Source organism: Streptococcus oralis (assembly GCF_021497885.1).
Classification (GTDB): domain Bacteria; phylum Bacillota; class Bacilli; order Lactobacillales; family Streptococcaceae; genus Streptococcus; species Streptococcus oralis_BQ.
Genome location: NZ_CP046523.1, coordinates 1,242,958 through 1,258,049, shown reverse-complemented (window position 1 = coordinate 1,258,049; position 15,092 = coordinate 1,242,958). Strand labels below are relative to the sequence as shown.

General features: G+C 38.4%; 21 protein-coding genes, 1 tRNA gene and 1 other annotated feature. Of the genes, 14 read left to right on the top strand and 8 right to left on the bottom strand.

All coding sequences use genetic code 11. The features are described 5' to 3' along the window. The first annotated feature begins 15 nt into the window (after positions 1 to 15). From GOM48_RS06425 to GOM48_RS06405, 5 genes are all read left to right on the top strand, one after another. Positions 16 to 282: a chorismate mutase gene (locus GOM48_RS06425; RefSeq protein WP_235096489.1), complete on the top strand. Its 267-nt coding sequence runs from the start codon at positions 16 to 18 to the stop codon at positions 280 to 282. Beyond that, positions 279 to 653 carry a fluoride efflux transporter CrcB gene (gene crcB / locus GOM48_RS06420; protein ID WP_235096488.1) on the top strand — a complete coding sequence of 125 codons (375 nt, stop codon included), beginning with the start codon at positions 279 to 281 and terminating at the stop codon, positions 651 to 653. Before GOM48_RS06425 ends, crcB (GOM48_RS06420) begins: the two co-directional genes overlap by 4 nt. Next, a complete protein-coding gene (gene crcB, locus GOM48_RS06415) occupies positions 647 to 976 on the top strand; it encodes a fluoride efflux transporter CrcB (RefSeq protein ID WP_235096487.1) in 330 nt (109 codons plus the stop codon). The genes crcB (GOM48_RS06420) and crcB (GOM48_RS06415) overlap by 7 nt, the downstream gene beginning before the upstream one ends. 118 nt (positions 977 to 1,094) lie before the next feature. Continuing rightward, a complete protein-coding gene (gene rplS / locus GOM48_RS06410; protein ID WP_001068669.1) occupies positions 1,095 to 1,442 on the top strand; it encodes a 50S ribosomal protein L19 in 348 nt (115 codons plus the stop codon). A gap of 42 nt (positions 1,443 to 1,484) precedes the next feature. Next, a tRNA-Arg gene (locus GOM48_RS06405) sits at positions 1,485 to 1,556 on the top strand. An 86-nt stretch (positions 1,557 to 1,642) separates the two neighbouring features. Here GOM48_RS06405 and GOM48_RS06400 read toward each other — a convergent pair. The 4 genes from GOM48_RS06400 to GOM48_RS09810 are packed head-to-tail and all read right to left on the bottom strand — an operon-like array spanning position 1,643 to position 4,189. Then, positions 1,643 to 2,782 (bottom strand): site-specific integrase, encoded by a 1,140-nt coding sequence (locus GOM48_RS06400; RefSeq protein WP_002911106.1) that lies wholly within the window; start codon positions 2,780 to 2,782, stop codon positions 1,643 to 1,645. 1 nt (position 2,783) lies between these two features. Continuing rightward, the gene (locus GOM48_RS06395; RefSeq protein WP_000369785.1) at positions 2,784 to 2,972 is read right to left on the bottom strand and encodes a DUF3173 domain-containing protein; all 189 of its coding nucleotides are present in this window, start codon (positions 2,970 to 2,972) and stop codon (positions 2,784 to 2,786) included. Between the two features lie 11 nt (positions 2,973 to 2,983). After that, positions 2,984 to 3,961 carry a replication initiation factor domain-containing protein gene (locus GOM48_RS06390; RefSeq protein WP_235096486.1) on the bottom strand — a complete coding sequence of 326 codons (978 nt, stop codon included), beginning with the start codon at positions 3,959 to 3,961 and terminating at the stop codon, positions 2,984 to 2,986. A gap of 45 nt (positions 3,962 to 4,006) precedes the next feature. After that, entirely contained in the window at positions 4,007 to 4,189 is a 183-nt protein-coding gene (locus GOM48_RS09810) for a hypothetical protein (protein WP_075202639.1), read from the bottom strand. A gap of 206 nt (positions 4,190 to 4,395) precedes the next feature. Between GOM48_RS09810 and GOM48_RS06385 the strand changes: the two genes are divergently transcribed. The 4 genes from GOM48_RS06385 to GOM48_RS06370 all read left to right on the top strand — a co-directional run bounded on the left by GOM48_RS06385 (position 4,396) and on the right by GOM48_RS06370 (position 7,992). Further along, positions 4,396 to 4,908 (top strand): helix-turn-helix domain-containing protein, encoded by a 513-nt coding sequence (locus GOM48_RS06385; RefSeq protein ID WP_002919839.1) that lies wholly within the window; start codon positions 4,396 to 4,398, stop codon positions 4,906 to 4,908. A gap of 218 nt (positions 4,909 to 5,126) precedes the next feature. After that, a complete protein-coding gene (locus GOM48_RS06380) occupies positions 5,127 to 5,642 on the top strand; it encodes a DUF308 domain-containing protein (RefSeq protein WP_235096485.1) in 516 nt (171 codons plus the stop codon). A gap of 573 nt (positions 5,643 to 6,215) precedes the next feature. Then, entirely contained in the window at positions 6,216 to 6,632 is a 417-nt protein-coding gene (locus GOM48_RS06375) for a helix-turn-helix domain-containing protein (RefSeq protein WP_071788307.1), read from the top strand. Between the two features lie 214 nt (positions 6,633 to 6,846). Next, a complete protein-coding gene (locus tag GOM48_RS06370) occupies positions 6,847 to 7,992 on the top strand; it encodes a low temperature requirement protein A (RefSeq protein WP_235096484.1) in 1,146 nt (381 codons plus the stop codon). 380 nt (positions 7,993 to 8,372) lie between these two features. On the opposite strand, the gene yidA is transcribed toward GOM48_RS06370, so the two are convergent. Continuing rightward, on the bottom strand, positions 8,373 to 9,179 hold the full coding sequence (gene yidA, locus GOM48_RS06365; protein WP_235096483.1) for a sugar-phosphatase: 807 nt from the start codon (positions 9,177 to 9,179) through the stop codon (positions 8,373 to 8,375). A gap of 9 nt (positions 9,180 to 9,188) precedes the next feature. After that, positions 9,189 to 10,496, bottom strand: coding sequence for an HD domain-containing protein (locus GOM48_RS06360; RefSeq protein ID WP_235096482.1), 1,308 nt, complete (start codon positions 10,494 to 10,496; stop codon positions 9,189 to 9,191). A gap of 71 nt (positions 10,497 to 10,567) precedes the next feature. Between GOM48_RS06360 and GOM48_RS06355 the strand changes: the two genes are divergently transcribed. After that, positions 10,568 to 10,945 carry a DUF1934 domain-containing protein gene (locus GOM48_RS06355; RefSeq protein ID WP_235096481.1) on the top strand — a complete coding sequence of 126 codons (378 nt, stop codon included), beginning with the start codon at positions 10,568 to 10,570 and terminating at the stop codon, positions 10,943 to 10,945. 24 nt (positions 10,946 to 10,969) lie between these two features. On the opposite strand, the gene GOM48_RS06350 is transcribed toward GOM48_RS06355, so the two are convergent. Together GOM48_RS06350 and GOM48_RS06345 are read right to left on the bottom strand one after the other, a co-directional pair. After that, complete coding sequence (locus GOM48_RS06350; protein ID WP_235096480.1) at positions 10,970 to 12,052, bottom strand: DEAD/DEAH box helicase; 1,083 nt, start codon at positions 12,050 to 12,052, stop codon at positions 10,970 to 10,972. After that, positions 12,049 to 13,026 (bottom strand): Gfo/Idh/MocA family protein, encoded by a 978-nt coding sequence (locus GOM48_RS06345; RefSeq protein WP_235096479.1) that lies wholly within the window; start codon positions 13,024 to 13,026, stop codon positions 12,049 to 12,051. Before GOM48_RS06345 ends, GOM48_RS06350 begins: the two co-directional genes overlap by 4 nt. Positions 13,027 to 13,181: 155 nt before the next feature. Here GOM48_RS06345 and GOM48_RS06340 point away from each other — a divergent pair, with 155 nt between their 5' ends. The 4 genes from GOM48_RS06340 (at position 13,182) to rpmA (ending at position 15,039) form a co-directional block, all read left to right on the top strand. Continuing rightward, positions 13,182 to 13,868 carry a YoaK family protein gene (locus GOM48_RS06340; RefSeq protein WP_235096478.1) on the top strand — a complete coding sequence of 229 codons (687 nt, stop codon included), beginning with the start codon at positions 13,182 to 13,184 and terminating at the stop codon, positions 13,866 to 13,868. A gap of 64 nt (positions 13,869 to 13,932) precedes the next feature. Continuing rightward, positions 13,933 to 14,020 (top strand) — a sequence feature (ribosomal protein L21 leader region). A gap of 34 nt (positions 14,021 to 14,054) precedes the next feature. Then, entirely contained in the window at positions 14,055 to 14,369 is a 315-nt protein-coding gene (rplU, locus tag GOM48_RS06335) for a 50S ribosomal protein L21 (RefSeq protein ID WP_000109137.1), read from the top strand. Positions 14,370 to 14,384: 15 nt separating this feature from the next. Next, the gene (locus GOM48_RS06330) at positions 14,385 to 14,729 is read left to right on the top strand and encodes a ribosomal-processing cysteine protease Prp (protein WP_000613705.1); all 345 of its coding nucleotides are present in this window, start codon (positions 14,385 to 14,387) and stop codon (positions 14,727 to 14,729) included. A 16-nt stretch (positions 14,730 to 14,745) separates the two neighbouring features. Then, the gene (gene rpmA, locus GOM48_RS06325) at positions 14,746 to 15,039 is read left to right on the top strand and encodes a 50S ribosomal protein L27 (protein WP_000916509.1); all 294 of its coding nucleotides are present in this window, start codon (positions 14,746 to 14,748) and stop codon (positions 15,037 to 15,039) included. Positions 15,040 to 15,092: the final 53 nt, after the last annotated feature.

Here is a 15,092-nt window from a genome sequence, read left to right as displayed (position 1 = left end):
AAAGGAGGAGAGACTATGGATTTAGATAGTATTCGGCAAGAAATTGATCAAATCGATGACCAAATTGTTAAGCTCTTGGAAGAACGAATGCATTTGGTTGAGGATGTAGTTGCCTATAAGAAAGCCTCAGGAAAACCTATTTTAGATAGCAAGCGAGAAGAAGTCATTTTTGAAAAGGTAAGAAGTCGTGTAACCAATAAGAATTACCAAGAAACTATTGTTGCGACTTTTTCAGATATTCTCAAACGTTCGCGTGATTATCAGGGTCAAAACATCAAATGAAAAAAGAACAATTTTATCCGCTAGGGATTTTTTTAGCTGCTATATTGGGAGGCCTTGTCCGCTATTTTGTATCTAGTCAGTTGCCAGCCAGTCCCGACTTTCCTTGGGGAACCCTCCTTGTCAATTATCTGGGAATTTTCTGCTTGGTCTATCTGGTAAAAGGCTATCTGGTCTATAAGGGAAGCAGTAAAGGTTTGATTTTGGCGCTGGGTACAGGCTTTTGCGGTGGTTTAACAACCTTTTCTAGTCTGCTTTTGGATGCTGTGAAATTGCTCGATACCGAGCGTTATCTTAGTTTGGGCATCTACCTACTTTTGAGTATTGGCGGAGGCCTGCTTTTGGCTTATTATCTAGGGAGGAAGAAATGGTAATCGTCTATCTTGCAATCGCCTGCGGCTTCGGAGCCCTAGTGCGGTATTTCTTTTCCCGATACAATCAAGCTTCTAAATTTCCCCTAGGAACTCTCATAGCCAATCTTCTCGGTTGTTTTTTGATTGGCTTGCTCTACAATCATGTGGAGTCCAAGGAAGTCTATGCTATTCTAGCGACAGGTTTCTGTGGTGGGTTGACGACCTTTTCAACTCTGAATGACGAGCTGCAAAAACTGTTAAGTGACAAGAAGGTATTTTATAGCTATTTAGTCTTAACTTATATAGGCGGTTTTCTAGCAATTTTTTTAGGAATTCTGCTATAAATTCCTTTACTTTTAGGTGGAAATTTGGTAAACTGTATCTTGTGTGTAATGGACGCACAAAAATACAGTTTATCCGCTGAGGAGGATTCCTCAAGATTGACAAAGATAGGAGAATAAAATGAATCCATTAATCCAAAGCTTGACTGAAGGTCAACTTCGTACAGATATCCCATCATTCCGTCCTGGTGACACAGTTCGTGTACACGCGAAAGTTGTCGAAGGTAACCGTGAACGTATCCAGATTTTTGAAGGTGTTGTTATCGCACGTAAAGGTGCTGGTATCTCAGAAAACTACACAGTTCGTAAAATCTCTAACGGTGTAGGTGTTGAGCGTATCTTCCCAATCCACACTCCACGTGTTGAAAAGATCGAAGTTGTTCGTTACGGTAAAGTACGTCGTGCGAAATTGTACTACTTACGTGCACTTCAAGGTAAGGCAGCTCGTATCAAAGAAATCCGTCGTTAATTCGACTAAAAAACTCTGCTTATCCAGCAGGGTTTTTCTCTAGCTCCCTTAGTTCAATGGATATAACAACTCCCTCCTAAGGAGTAGTTGCAGGTTCGATTCCTGCAGGGGGCATCTAAATCAACAGGAAAAAGCCTTGATTTATAAGGCTTTTTTGCTTGTCTATAACTGATTTGCCCCATCATTTGCCCCACATTTTTTTATGAGCAATCTTTCCAAACATCTCTAATTTGATTAAATTCTTCAAAAATTTTCTCTTCTAAAGTGTGTCCATATACTTCTACTAACATTGAAATATCTCTATGCCCTAGAATTTTTGCAATAACTCCAAGGTCAAATCCTTTGTGCCAGAGGTAGCTTCCATAGGTATGACGTGCTCCTTTTGTCGTGATAATTGGATAAATATCTAATTCATTTAAAAGAACACTCAAAGCTTTATTGACACTTGCAATATCTGGTACCAAGTGAATATATCCATAATGCTGAAAAATCATTTTATACCTATTCTTGATTCCTAGCTCTTTATTAGCCTTCTCCTGTTCAATTTTTAGGACTTGTAATATCTTAATACATTCTTCGTCTATCGGTACCATCCGAATAGACGTTTTATTTTTTGGAGGGACAAATTTATGAGAAAGGGTATTAAACCTCCTATATGTTTTTAGCAGTCCTCTGTCAAAGTCAACTTCATTCCAAGTTAACGCTATTAACTCTCCAAACCTCATGCCTGTTTTTAATAGAAAATAGACAATATAAGGAACAATTGAACGTTGGTAATCAAATTTTCTCTTTACTGCTAAAAGTAAATCCAGATAGTCCTTTTCTGTATGTAAATATTTCTCTTCTGTCATCTGTTGTTCTTTGGATGAAAATAACTCGACATGTTGTGTAAAATCATCTATTAGAACTTTGTCTGCAATTGCCATTTGGATGCTCTGATGAATCCCAGTATTCAATCTACCAAGAAAATTTCTACCAACTGTTTGTCCATACTTATTCATAATTCTTTGGTATTCACTCGCACGAATTTGAGTGACTTTTTTATTTCCAAATAATCTTTCAATTGTGTTTTTACGGAGAAGATATTTTTTCTTTGTCTCTTCCGACCTACTACTCGGTAGAATTTTTAGTTCAAGCCATTCTTGATACAGATCTACAAGAGAAATATCTCTAGAAATTCTTTTTCCTAAACGAAGTTCTTGCAGAATCGGTTCAGCTTCTGACTCTGCAAGTTTTTTTGTTTTAAAACCGCTATTATGAACAACAGTTTTCCCTTCGCTACGAATTTCATAGGTCCATAAATTACTATCTCCTCGCTTTCGATAACGAACACTTGCCATATTACGCCACCTCAGTTCCTAGAATCTCATTTACAACACTTTTTGGAACAACCATCAAACGTTTGCGATTATAAAATGTATAGCCTCGTGAGACAAGTAATTCTCTTGCCTGATGAATGATATCATTCGCCGTATGAGGGCGATAGCCCATTTCAATTAATTCTTTGTTACTAATTAAATTATTGTCCATAGTTATCCTCCTTATTTATTTTCTAAATTCAGAAACTCGCCTACAAGTAGTTGTAATTCTGCATTTAATTTAGGGAGATTCTGTATTAATACTTCTTTTAATTCTTCCGCAAATTGGTTCGTTTCTTCTCTCAATAGTTTGCGGACTCTTGTTTTTTTCTTTTTGATGCTGTCTGATTTTAAATTTGGAAAAGCCAATGATAACAGTTCAGGATTGTTGAGAAAGATAATTGTAAATGCTCTTTGCTCCACTCGAATATGTTCTAGCTTATAAAATCCGAAATTATCAAGTCGATTCATAACATCTTGGACCATCTCCTCACCAATCGCTTTGGTTCTAAGTTGGAATTCCAGTCTCCACCAAAACGGATTTACAGCCAAATCTAGCTTCTCATCGCGCTTGTGAGCAATGATTTCTTTATTCTTATCATATAACCTAACTTGTACATTACTACCGCTAGAACCCCAATATTTCGTCTCTAATTCACCCCCTCTACCATAGAAGACCTTATGGGTAACACCACCTTTAATATGTTGCAAATTAACGATTTCAGGCCTATTGAAAATGTCAAATGCCAAATCAAAACGAGACAAACGTACTGTCAATGAATTCAATCTAGCAAAGTACATTAATTGCCTCCATACTTTCATTCCATCAAATTCTTTTAAAGTATTAGGATTGAAATCAATTCGAATCAATTGTTCACCTCCATAAGTGGATAATTGAAAAAATATAATATTGATAGAATCATACTCATTAAAAACTTTAGCTAAAGTAAAGACATCATCTCGAACATTATCATATATTTCAAATGAATCAACTCTTGTACTTATTGCCTGTTTCAGATTTTTGAAAATCCGTCTTAGGGAATCAGTATCTGTATCCCAGATAACCGTTAGTCTATCAATACTGACATCTAACCTCTGTACTAATTCTCCTATTTCACATCGTTCTTGAATGCTTCTTAAATCTTGTATAGAAACCAACAAAATTGTCCCCCTTTCTTTTAGATTTTTTAGTCCTCAGAAACACCGTCAAATCAACGTTTGCTCGTTCCGTCGTTCTTTGGACGTTGTCCTAAGTGTCCCTTTTTGCTGGCTGTTAGAATAGCCAGCTTTTGCTTGGCTAGAAATTGTCTGGACGGCACTCTGCAGGACTTCGCCTGACTTCCCGTCAGGCTCGTCCCTTGTCCTTGTCCACACAATTTCTAGCTCCAAAGCTTCGAATAGTCATAAGTCATAGTCTCTTCCTCAACTTCCTCCTCACTCACTATCCTAAACTTACGAACCATTTTGTATCATTTATAACTTATAAATAAGTTATAAATATATTTTATAAAAAATATTTGGGGCAGTCAACTAAAAACTTGATTTGTAAGTTTATAGGTGATAAAATAAGTTAAAAATAAAAATAGGAGTTTCCCATGACCTTTATTATTCAAAATTTTGGACCCAATTTGGCACGCCTACGCATAGAAAAAGGAGTAAGTCAAACTCAACTAGCTGAAGATTTAGGAATTGGTAAACAGTCCATCTCTGATTATGAAAAACAAAAAAGCTATCCTACCTTTGCAAATTTGGATAAGATAGCAGAATATTTTAATGCAACTCCAACCCAACTATTTGGAACTAGTAAAGAGATTGAGTTAGAAAAGAGTGTTCTTGAATCTAATGAATACTCTGATAAAGTAAGTGAGATTTTAAAAGCTGTCAAATACATCGAAGATTTTCTAGAAACTGATGGACAGTACTTAGAGGATTTACTTTACTTAACAAGAGGCAACCAACTATACACAGAAGATGGAGATGAGTTGTATATTGATCCAACTTCTCAGAAAAGAACACTTCATAACCAATATGAACCTGGTTTTATTGTAGCAAGGGATAAATCTCCACTAGAACTCTTAATTGAAAATAAGGAATTGTTTGATAAATAGAAAAAGCGAGGATAACCTCGCTTCAGATTGAAGTTAAAATCTTTAGAAGACACTTTTATAAGGACTTTGTCTTCAATCTGTGAAAAGGAGCGAAAACACCTTTTCTTTTTGCGATCCAGACTGAAACTTCCAAGTTGTCTATTTATTTTATTGACATTTTTTATAAAAAGAGGTACAATAACTTTAATATCAAACTATACTATATCGGAGGTATTGAAATGAAATTTTCTAATCGTTTACTGCTATTCCTTGCAGGAGTTGTTTTTGCCCTTTTAGGACTTTTCCTATTTACAAACCCAGTAGCTAATCTTGTTGCTTACAGCTGGTGGATTGCATTTGGTTTACTGGTTTCTTCTATAGCAGCTATTTTAGGCTATTTCTCTGCACCAAAAGAGCTTCGCTCACCTGTTTATCTTTTCCAAGGGTTTGTTAGTCTTCTCTTAGCTCTTTACCTCGTTGCTTATGGCTTTGTGACCCTGCCGGTCGTCATTCCGACCATTGTAGGAATTTGGTTAATTGTAGAAGCCATTATTGCCTTCATTAAAGGCATTCGTCTAGGATTGATTTTCCCTATTATTGGTAGCAATATCACGTGGGTAGCCTTGCTTGCATTTTTACTAGGTCTAGTGATTCTGTTCAATCCAGTGGCTACAAGTGTCTTTGTCGTTTATGTCAATGCCTTTGCATTTTTAGTTACTGGCTTCACCTACATTATTGAGGCCTTTCGTAAATAGTCTAGTTGCTATTTCTATCGCATTCAAAAAAGCTGGGAAATCATATTCTCAGCTTTTTCGTCTCTTTAACTATCACTTTTTCGCATTCCATTCTGCGTAGAATTGCTCCAAGTATTCTTCCAAAAAGTGATGGCATAGTGCTCTAGCATTCGATAAGTTGCAATAATAACCGGTCGAGAACGGGGCATCGACTCAATCATACCGAAAATAAAAGAGCGAATGTTATCTGCAAAAAGAAAGCTTAGATTCTTTGCGATTTCAACAAAAAAAGCACTGTTTGTACTGACCCCAAAAAGTTAGACAAGTAATTTAAGTGAAGGATTTAGTTCTGTATTTCACAGGACTAATGTAAGTGGCTCATTTGGACTATCCTCCTGTTTTGTTTTGTCACTTACAGTATAGTCCTTTTAGGCTTTTCTTGTATTTTGAGTTTAACTAGCACCACGGGTATTATTTTTCCTTTTACTTACCAGATAGAAGTTAAAACTTAATTGAAAAGAACCATTTAATTTAACTAATGAGAGAAATTTTCGAAAAAAAATTAACAGACTGAAGAGACTGAGGTAATTAGGAATCGGTAAACAGTCCATCTCTGATTACGAAAAACAAAAAAGCTATCCTACCTTTGCAAATTTGGATAAGATAGCAGAATATTTTAATGCAACTCCAACCCAACTCTTTGGAACGAGTAAAGAGATTGAGTTAGAAAAGAGTGTTCTTGAATCTAATGAATACTCTGATAAAGTAAGTGAAATCTTAAAAGCTGTCAAATACATCGAGCATTTCCTACATACTGATGGACAGTACTTAGAGGATTTACTTTACCTAACAAGAGGCAACCAACTATACACAGAAGATGGAAAAGAGTTGTATATTGATCCAACTTCTCAGAAAAGAACACTTCATACCCAATATGAACCTGGTTTTATTGAAGCAAGAGATAAATCTCCACTAGAGCTCTTAATTGAAAATAAGGAGCTATTAGATTAAATAAAAAAAGCGAGGATATCCTCGCTTTTCTATTGTAAAATCTTATTCTTCATTATCAATCATCAAACACTCTGCCTGTGAGTTGGTACATGAGGTAAATGTGCTCCAAGGTTTTGACAATTCGCGTCACATGAAGTTATTTAAGCATCTCCTTTTCTCTCATTACCATTTTCTGTTATAATAAATTGTACTTCTAGAATAGAAAGGACTTAAGATGACAACTCTTATTAAACATAAACGTGTAGAATTTTCAGAACTTTTTTATGACCTAGTTTTTGTTTTTGCAATTTCAAAAGTAACTACTTTAATCGACCATCTTCATAACGGTATTTTGACTTGGAATTCTTTCCTTGATTTTTTCATTGCTATTTTCTTTCTCATCGATTCCTGGATGATTCAAACCGATTATACCAATCGCTATGGAAAGAACTCTTTATTTAACATAGTAATCATGTTTATCAAAATGGGACTTTTACTCTTTATAGCCAATATGATTGGACCTGATTGGCAACAATATTTTCATTATCTCTGTTGGGCTATTGGTACATTAACCCTTACCTTATTTTTTCAATATTTGGTTGAATTTTTTAGAAAATCAACCGATAATGTTCATAGGGAAAGTATCAAAGGTTTTCTATGGATAACAGGTCTACGAAGTTTAGAAATCTATCTAGCAGCTCTTCTTCCTATTTACATTGGAGTCTATATCCTTTATGCTAGTATTCTGCTAACATTTATTATGCCAAGTATCTTGCTTAATAAAGATAAGCATTACCAGGTAAATCTCCCCCATTTAATCGAGCGCATCTCCCTTCTTGTCATTATTACGTTTGGAGAGATGATTACGAATCTAGCTAACTTCTTTACAATCGAGAATTTCTCGATTTATTCGGTTCTTTATTTCATTATTATGATTTCTCTGTTCTTGTTTTATTTTGGTCAATTCGACCATGCTATTGATGAAAAATCTAATCAAAAGGGACTATTTCTAATTTACAGTCACTATCCTATTTTCATTGGACTTATGATGCTGACTGTATCGATGAGTTTTCTTCAGAATCCTGAAGCTAATCGTCTCTTTGCAACCAGCTTCTCTTATATCGGATTTGGCCTCTTTCAAGCTGCTGTCCTAGTAAATGGGCCCTATAACAAACACTATCTTCGCTATTCGAAAAGTTACTACTGTGTCCAAGCGACACTCTATCTGGCTGCCTTGATTCTCTCTTTAATCTTTGCTTCTAATCCTATAATAGTAGTGAGTATAACAACCATTTTAGCTCTAGCTATAGCCATTCATTTTATTTATTTTTATGTGACACAGAATAAAAAATATTCCAAATCTAACTGGGGGTTCTTTTAATGAGTTTATAACATAAAAAAGCTTTGGGAACCAAGGCTTTATATGATATCAATCACCGACCACGAAAATGTTTAGCTTACAGAACTGCTAGTGAAGCTCTAGAGGATGAGTTCGAGTAAATGTTGCACTTATTCTTGCAATTTATCATTTACTTGATGCACGAACTCGATATTTTTTTCGTTAATTTGTTTTTGCCCCACTTTTGCCCCATTTTTAAATCCTGACATTGAAAATACCTAAAAGTATTTCCCTAAAATCAGCTATATTTCAACATTTTTGTTTATTTTCAATATGAAAAGTTCTTACAAATTCATGCAGGGGGCAATATGAATAGTGTAAAAAACCGCTCTGCTGAGCGGTTTTCGTCTATTCTTGCCTTTTTACAGTACCCACGTACGGATAGCATGGGCTACGCCAGATTCATCATTTGTTTTGGTGATGTATTTGGCGATTTTTTTGAGTTCTGGATTTCCATTTTCCATAACAACGGGATTTCCAACGACTTCCAGCATGGCGCGGTCATTTTCTTCGTCCCCGATCGCCATGGTTTCGTCTTTGGTCAATCCGAGTTTTTCAGCTAGGTGAGTAATAGCTGAACCCTTGTCTACATTCTTTTTAAGGAGTTCGAGATAGAAAGGAGCAGATTTGTTGATGGAGTAGCATTCGTAAAATTCTGCTGGTATCTTTTCAATCGCAGCATCGAGAATCTCTGGTTCATCGATGAACATACATTTGACGATTTCCTTGTCAGCCATTTCTTCAGGAGTGCGGTAGAAGATGGGCATGCTGACGAGGGTTGATTCATGCACTGTGTATTTTCCGATATTGCGATTGGCAGTGTAGATACCATTTTTGGTAATAGCGTGCATGTGGACACCGAGCTTGCGACTGAGGAATTCCATATCTAGATAATCCTCATAGGTCAAGGATTCGCTGATAATCTCATGCCCAGTAGCAGTTTCTTGGACAAGGGCACCGTTGAAGGTCACGACATAGTCACCTTGGTCTCTCAACTGCAAGTCGTCCAGAAGTTTGGCAACACCTGCGATAGGGCGGCCCGTTGCAATCACGACTTTGACACCAGCTTTTTTGGCATCTTGGATGGCAGAAAAGACTTGAGGAGTGATTTCCTTTTTACTGTTAACCAGGGTACCATCGATATCAACGGCGATTAGTTTAATACTCATAAATTTCCTCTATTCGTTCTTATTTGGGGTAAAATGATCGTTCTCAATCAAGTGTAAAAATTGCTGGGTGATACTTGCGAAGATGCTGTTTTGGTCCAACATTTCTTTAGGGAAATAAAAACGATTATCTCCGTGGCGGCTGCCAGCAAGGGATTGGACGATAGGGGACAGGCTAGAGAGTTCTGCCAGTTCACCATTTTTTTGTAGAATCTCAATCTGTGTCCGTGGATTTTCAGATTCGGGACGATAGATATCATAAGGGAGGTCAAAGTTCTTATGAATAGCAGTATAGTAGTCTGGATCAAAACCGATTTCTTCAACTAGTTGTCTCATGGTTGCGAGTTGGTCTTGATCTTCTTCTGAAAAGGTAATGGATTTAAAGACCTTGCGGTTGACAAAACGTTGCGACAAGTCGGCTAGTATCTTGTCAGGACTGGTCATCCAGAGTTGGAAGTAGGTATTCATCACGCCATCATCAAGTGCTAGATAGTCAGACAAGGTCACATTTTTTTCAAAGAAGGGCAGGAGATGTGGAGAAGTTCGTGCAAAGAAGTCCTTGTCTTTAGGATAGAGTTCCTTAGCGCGCTTGAGGAGATTTTGTAGGAGAACTTCCATGGCCCGTGTTGCTGGGTGGAAATAAACCTGCATGTACATCTGATAGCGACTGAGCACGTAGTCTTCGATGGCATGCATGCCATTGCGCTGAAAGGCGATGCCATTTTCGACAGGACGAATGACTCGGAGGATGCGAGTCAAGTCAAATTCCCCATAAGATGCTCCTGTAAAATAGGAGTCGCGCAAGAGATAGTCCATACGATCCGCATCAATCTGACTGGAAATGAGCTGTACGACCTGCTTATTAGGGTAGGTATGGTCGATGACACTAGCCACCTTTTCAGGAAAGTCTGGCGCTACTTGTAGCAGGACTTGGTGAATCTCTGTTTCAGGACTTTGGATGATTTCCTGGGTGATGGCCTCATGATCTGTATCAAAGAGATGTTCAAAAGTATGGGAGTAGGCACCATGCCCAAGGTCATGAAGGAGCGCAGCGGTCATGGTCAAGAGAGACTCAGCAGGATCCCATTCTTCAGGATATTTTTCTTCAAAAATCTCCGTGATACGACGAGCAATCTCATAGACCCCCAAACAGTGAGAAAAGCGACTGTGCTCGCCACCATGGAAGGTATAGCTGGAAGTTCCTAGCTGTTTGATACGACGCAGACGTTGAAATTCTTTGGTATTGATCAAGTCATAGATGACTTGATTATTGACATGGATATAATTGTGAACTGGGTCACGGAATACTTTTTCGTTCATATGACCATTATAGCAAAAAGCTAGAGTTTTTGGTAAAATAGTAGGACAAGAGAGAAGAAAGAGGACTTGATGTGAAGATTCGGATGCGAAATACGATTCAGTTTGATGAACAGTTGGAAGTCATTGACCAGCTTTATGACGTGGAAGAGAGTGAAAAGGGCGATTATAGCTATCTGCTTTTCTACAATGAGGAAAAGGAAAAAGTGGTTCTCAAGTTTCATGGTCAAGAACTGGTGATGACCCGCTTCTCGAGTCCCAAAACCATCATGCGTTTTCTCAAGGATAGTGATAGTTTAGCCTACATTCCGACTCCAATGGGCATGCAGGAGTTTATCATCCAAACGAGTCGTTATCAAGTGGATGGGCAAAAGATCGAGCTCGCCTATCAACTGCAAAACCAAGAGGGACACCCCTTTGCCAGCTATCAATTAGAAATTACTTGGGGATAAGAAAAAGGTTGGCGGAAGCCAACCTTATTTGATATAGAGTTCTTGATTTTTTAGGATGATTTCACTAACACTTGCGAATTTCTTGAGTTTTTTAAGTTCTTCAGGATGGGTGACGAGAGTGATCACATAACCTTCTTTACCCATGCGACCTGTACGGCCAGCGCGGTGAGTGTAAGTTTCCATATCTCTAGGAACATCAAAGTTTACGACACATTCTAGGCTATCAATGTCAATCCCTCGAGCCAGAAGGTCAGTTGCAAGGAGCAGGGTTAGCTGCTTGTCTTTAAACTTTTCTAAAATAACTTTTCGAAATTTAACATTGACATCACTAGCGAGGGAGACAGCCAAGACATCCCGATACTGTAATTTTTCTTCTGCACTTCCAAGATCTGATAGGCTATTGAAGAAAACTAGTCCGCGGAAATCCTCTACATGAGCCAGTTTTCGTAGCATATCCACTCGGTGACGTTGGTCTACCTGCATGTAGAAATGTTGAATGTTGTCCAGCTTTTGATCAGAGAGATCAATAGTGCGCGTGTTTGGTGCAATCTTTTCTTGGTCAAACTTGGTCGTCGCACTCATGTAGATGAGTTGGTGGTCACGAGGTGCGTAGTGGGTGATTTTCTCAACAAAGTGAATCTGAGAATCATCTAGCAATTGGTCGAATTCATCCAGAATGATGGTTTCCACATTCATCATCTTGATTTTTTTCAATTTAATCAACTCAAAGATACGGCCAGGGGTTCCAATCAGAATTTCTGGTCCTTTTTTGAGGCGTTCAATCTGGCGTTTCTGACTTGAACCTGATAGGAAGAGCTGAGCAGTCAAGCCGATAGCTTCTGCCCATGTTTTACATACGTCAAAAATCTGTCCAGCTAGTTCTGTATTTGGTGCTAGGATCAAGAGTTGTTGGGCTTTTTTCTTTTTCAGTCTAAGTAGACTTGGGAGTAAGTAAGCGAGGGTCTTACCAGTTCCTGTTGGGCTTACTCCCAGGAGGTTTTCTCCTGCAAGAATGGGCTCAAATAGTTGAGTTTGAATGGGGGTGAATTCTTGGAAACCGAGCTGGTCACTCAATTCCTGCCATTCAGTGGGTAGTTTGGTTTTCATTTTTCTGCCTCAAATCTAATGCCAGCAGTCTGGCGCATAGTATATAGTAGCTCATGGATAGAGCTTGCATCATCCAGCCAAGTCTGGTAGAGCTTCTGGTCTGGTTGCTGGATCATGTGTGCAAATGCAGCAACTTCCTCAGTCATCGTATGAGGAACTTGTTGGATAGGGAGCTGAACTTGATTTCCTCGGTGATCGGTAAAAATAGCTGAGTGGATATGTTCAATTGTGTTGAGGGTCAAGGTTCCATCCACTGTGTAAATCTCGCAAGGGAGATTGGAAGTGATGTTTTTCCCAGCTTTGATATGAACTTGAAAGTTAGGGTAGAAGAGAATACCGTCTCCATTTAGGTCAATGCTATTGTTAAGCTGTTGAGCTTGATAGGTTGCGGTCTTAGCTTTTCCAAAGAGGCGAATAGCAGCATAGAGAGGATAAATCCCCAAATCCATAAGGGCTCCACCGGCAAAACGATCTGAAAAGACATTTGGCGTCTGCCCAGCCAACAAGTTCGGCATCTTGGAAGAATACTTGGCATAGTTGAAATCGGCTCCCAACACTTGCTTGTCTGCTAAAAAGTTTTTGATAGTAGTAAAAGCTTCCTCGTGGTAATTACGAGCAGCTTCAAAGATAAAACAGTAATTTTTCTCAGCTGTCTGTCTCAAATCCAGCCATTCTTTTGGTTGAGTGACAGCTGGCTTTTCAAGAATGACGTACTTACCAGCAGACAAGGCAGCCTTGGCTTGAACAAAATGCAAGGAGTTTGGACTGGCGATATAGACTACATCAAAGGAAGACTTAAAGAAGTCTTCTAATTGATCAAAGAGTTGGATATCCTGATACTGAGAAGCAAAGGTTGCAGCAGTTTCTAGTTTTCTAGAATAGACTGCAACCAGCTGGTATTCTCCACTAGCATGGGCTGCTTCTATGAAATGATGGGTAATAGCACCTGTTCCGATAACACCTAATTTAAGCATAAATACTCCTTTTCCGACTTCAAATCCTTCCTTCATTATAACATAGAAAAGAAGGACTATCCAACAGATGGTAAAAATTTTCAAATGGACTACGCATTTCTTGGAGAAAGTGGTACAATATTTAGATAAGTAGATGAAATGAGAAGGGGGAGAAAATGAGATTATTACCAATAAGAAAAATATCACGTCAGTCTAAGAGACTAGCGCTTTTTTTGACTTTTTGTGCAGGATATGTAGATGCCTATACCTTTATCGTGCGAGGAAATACCCTTGTTGCTGGACAAACTGGGAATGTCGTCTTTCTTTCTGTAGGACTCATTCAACAAAATGTATCGGATGCAAGTGCTAAAGTAATGACCCTGCTTTTCTTTATGATGGGTGTCTTTTTTCTGACATTGTATAAGGAAAAACTACGAATTGTTAAAAAGCCGATTTTGTCCTTGATTCCACTTGCAGCCCTGTCCCTAATTATAGGATTTGTGCCGCAAACGGTTGACAATATCTATCTCGTGCCGCCATTGGCCTTTTGTATGGGACTGGTGACAACTGCTTTTGGAGAAGTGTCAGGTATTGCCTATAATAATGCTTTTATGACAGGGAATATTAAACGTACCATGTTGGCTTTTGGAGATTATTTCCGGACCAAGCATACGCCTTTTCTAAGAGAAGGCTTGATTTTTGTTAGCTTACTTAGCAGTTTTGTCTTCGGAGTTGTTTTTTCAGCTTATTTGACGATTTACTATCAGGAGAAGACAATTTTAGGTGTTCCCCTGATGATGAGCATCTTTTACATCAGTATGCTTTTTGCTTCTTGGAGGAAAAAAGGGAAAGAAAAAGCTTAAATTTGATTGATTTTACTTGTAAGAAAAAAGAAGATATGCTATACTTGAAGAGTTGACTATGCACAATCCTGTGCAACCGCACGAACATCGTTGCTCACTCTGTGAGACAGAAGTGGTTCGTCCCACGATGCTAGGCGAGTCTTCACAAAAACACGGGGAAACCCTAAAAATCATAGGAGGTGCATAATGAGCACATACGCAATTATCAAAACTGGCGGAAAACAAGTTAAAGTTGAAGTTGGTCAAGCAATCTACGTTGAAAAATTGAACGTTGAAGCTGGTCAAGAAGTTACTTTTAACGAAGTTGTTCTTGTTGGTGGTGAAAACACTGTTGTCGGAACTCCACTTGTTGCTGGAGCTACTGTAGTTGGAACTGTTGAAAAACAAGGAAAACAAAAGAAAGTTGTTACTTACAAGTACAAACCTAAAAAAGGTAGCCACCGCAAACAAGGTCACCGTCAACCATATACAAAAGTTGTCATCAACGCGATCAACGCTTAATTTTAAGGAGAACACATGATACAAGCAGTCTTTGAGAGAGCCGAAGATGGCGAGCTGAGGAGTGCGGAAATTACTGGACACGCCGAGAGTGGCGAATACGGCTTAGATGTCGTGTGTGCATCGGTTTCTACGCTTGCCATTAACTTTGTCAATTCCATTGAGAAATTTGCAGGCTATGAACCAATCTTAGAATTAAACGAAGATGAAGGTGGCTATCTAAAGGTTGAAATACCAGCGGATCTTCCTTCGCACCAGAGAGAAATGACCCAGTTATTCTTTGAATCATTTTTCTTAGGTATGGCAAACTTATCGGAGAACTCTTCTGAGTTCGTCCAAACCAGAGTTATCACAGAAAACTAACACGGAGGAAAACATTATGTTAAAAATGACTCTTAACAACTTGCAACTTTTCGCCCACAAAAAAGGTGGAGGTTCTACATCAAACGGACGTGATTCACAAGCGAAACGTCTTGGAGCTAAAGCAGCTGACGGACAAACTGTAACAGGTGGATCAATCCTTTACCGTCAACGTGGTACGCACATCTATCCAGGTGTAAACGTTGGACGTGGTGGAGACGATACTTTGTTCGCTAAAGTTGAAGGCGTAGTACGCTTTGAACGTAAAGGTCGCGATAAAAAACAAGTTTCTGTTTACCCAATCGCAAAATAAAAAGGTTCAATGAATCTTTTTATCCCGAGCCTTAAAATGAAAAGGCGAGGGAG

Excerpts from the sequence above, each read along its gene's own strand:
- GOM48_RS06360 (WP_235096482.1), bottom strand. The coding sequence starts at position 10,496 with ATGAACGAAAAAGTATTCCGTGACCCAGTTCACAATTATATCCATGTC.
- GOM48_RS06330 (WP_000613705.1), top strand. The coding sequence starts at position 14,385 with ATGATACAAGCAGTCTTTGAGAGAGCCGAAGATGGCGAGCTGAGGAGT.
- rpmA (WP_000916509.1), top strand. The coding sequence starts at position 14,746 with ATGTTAAAAATGACTCTTAACAACTTGCAACTTTTCGCCCACAAAAAA.
- GOM48_RS06385 (WP_002919839.1), top strand. The coding sequence starts at position 4,396 with ATGACCTTTATTATTCAAAATTTTGGACCCAATTTGGCACGCCTACGC.
- crcB (WP_235096487.1), top strand. The coding sequence starts at position 647 with ATGGTAATCGTCTATCTTGCAATCGCCTGCGGCTTCGGAGCCCTAGTG.
- rplS (WP_001068669.1), top strand. The coding sequence starts at position 1,095 with ATGAATCCATTAATCCAAAGCTTGACTGAAGGTCAACTTCGTACAGAT.
- yidA (WP_235096483.1), bottom strand. The coding sequence starts at position 9,179 with ATGAGTATTAAACTAATCGCCGTTGATATCGATGGTACCCTGGTTAAC.
- GOM48_RS06340 (WP_235096478.1), top strand. The coding sequence starts at position 13,182 with ATGAGATTATTACCAATAAGAAAAATATCACGTCAGTCTAAGAGACTA.
- GOM48_RS06380 (WP_235096485.1), top strand. The coding sequence starts at position 5,127 with ATGAAATTTTCTAATCGTTTACTGCTATTCCTTGCAGGAGTTGTTTTT.
- GOM48_RS06400 (WP_002911106.1), bottom strand. The coding sequence starts at position 2,782 with ATGGCAAGTGTTCGTTATCGAAAGCGAGGAGATAGTAATTTATGGACC.
- GOM48_RS06370 (WP_235096484.1), top strand. The coding sequence starts at position 6,847 with ATGACAACTCTTATTAAACATAAACGTGTAGAATTTTCAGAACTTTTT.
- GOM48_RS06395 (WP_000369785.1), bottom strand. The coding sequence starts at position 2,972 with ATGGACAATAATTTAATTAGTAACAAAGAATTAATTGAAATGGGCTAT.
- GOM48_RS06350 (WP_235096480.1), bottom strand. The coding sequence starts at position 12,052 with ATGAAAACCAAACTACCCACTGAATGGCAGGAATTGAGTGACCAGCTC.
- GOM48_RS06345 (WP_235096479.1), bottom strand. The coding sequence starts at position 13,026 with ATGCTTAAATTAGGTGTTATCGGAACAGGTGCTATTACCCATCATTTC.
- GOM48_RS06425 (WP_235096489.1), top strand. The coding sequence starts at position 16 with ATGGATTTAGATAGTATTCGGCAAGAAATTGATCAAATCGATGACCAA.
- crcB (WP_235096488.1), top strand. The coding sequence starts at position 279 with ATGAAAAAAGAACAATTTTATCCGCTAGGGATTTTTTTAGCTGCTATA.
- rplU (WP_000109137.1), top strand. The coding sequence starts at position 14,055 with ATGAGCACATACGCAATTATCAAAACTGGCGGAAAACAAGTTAAAGTT.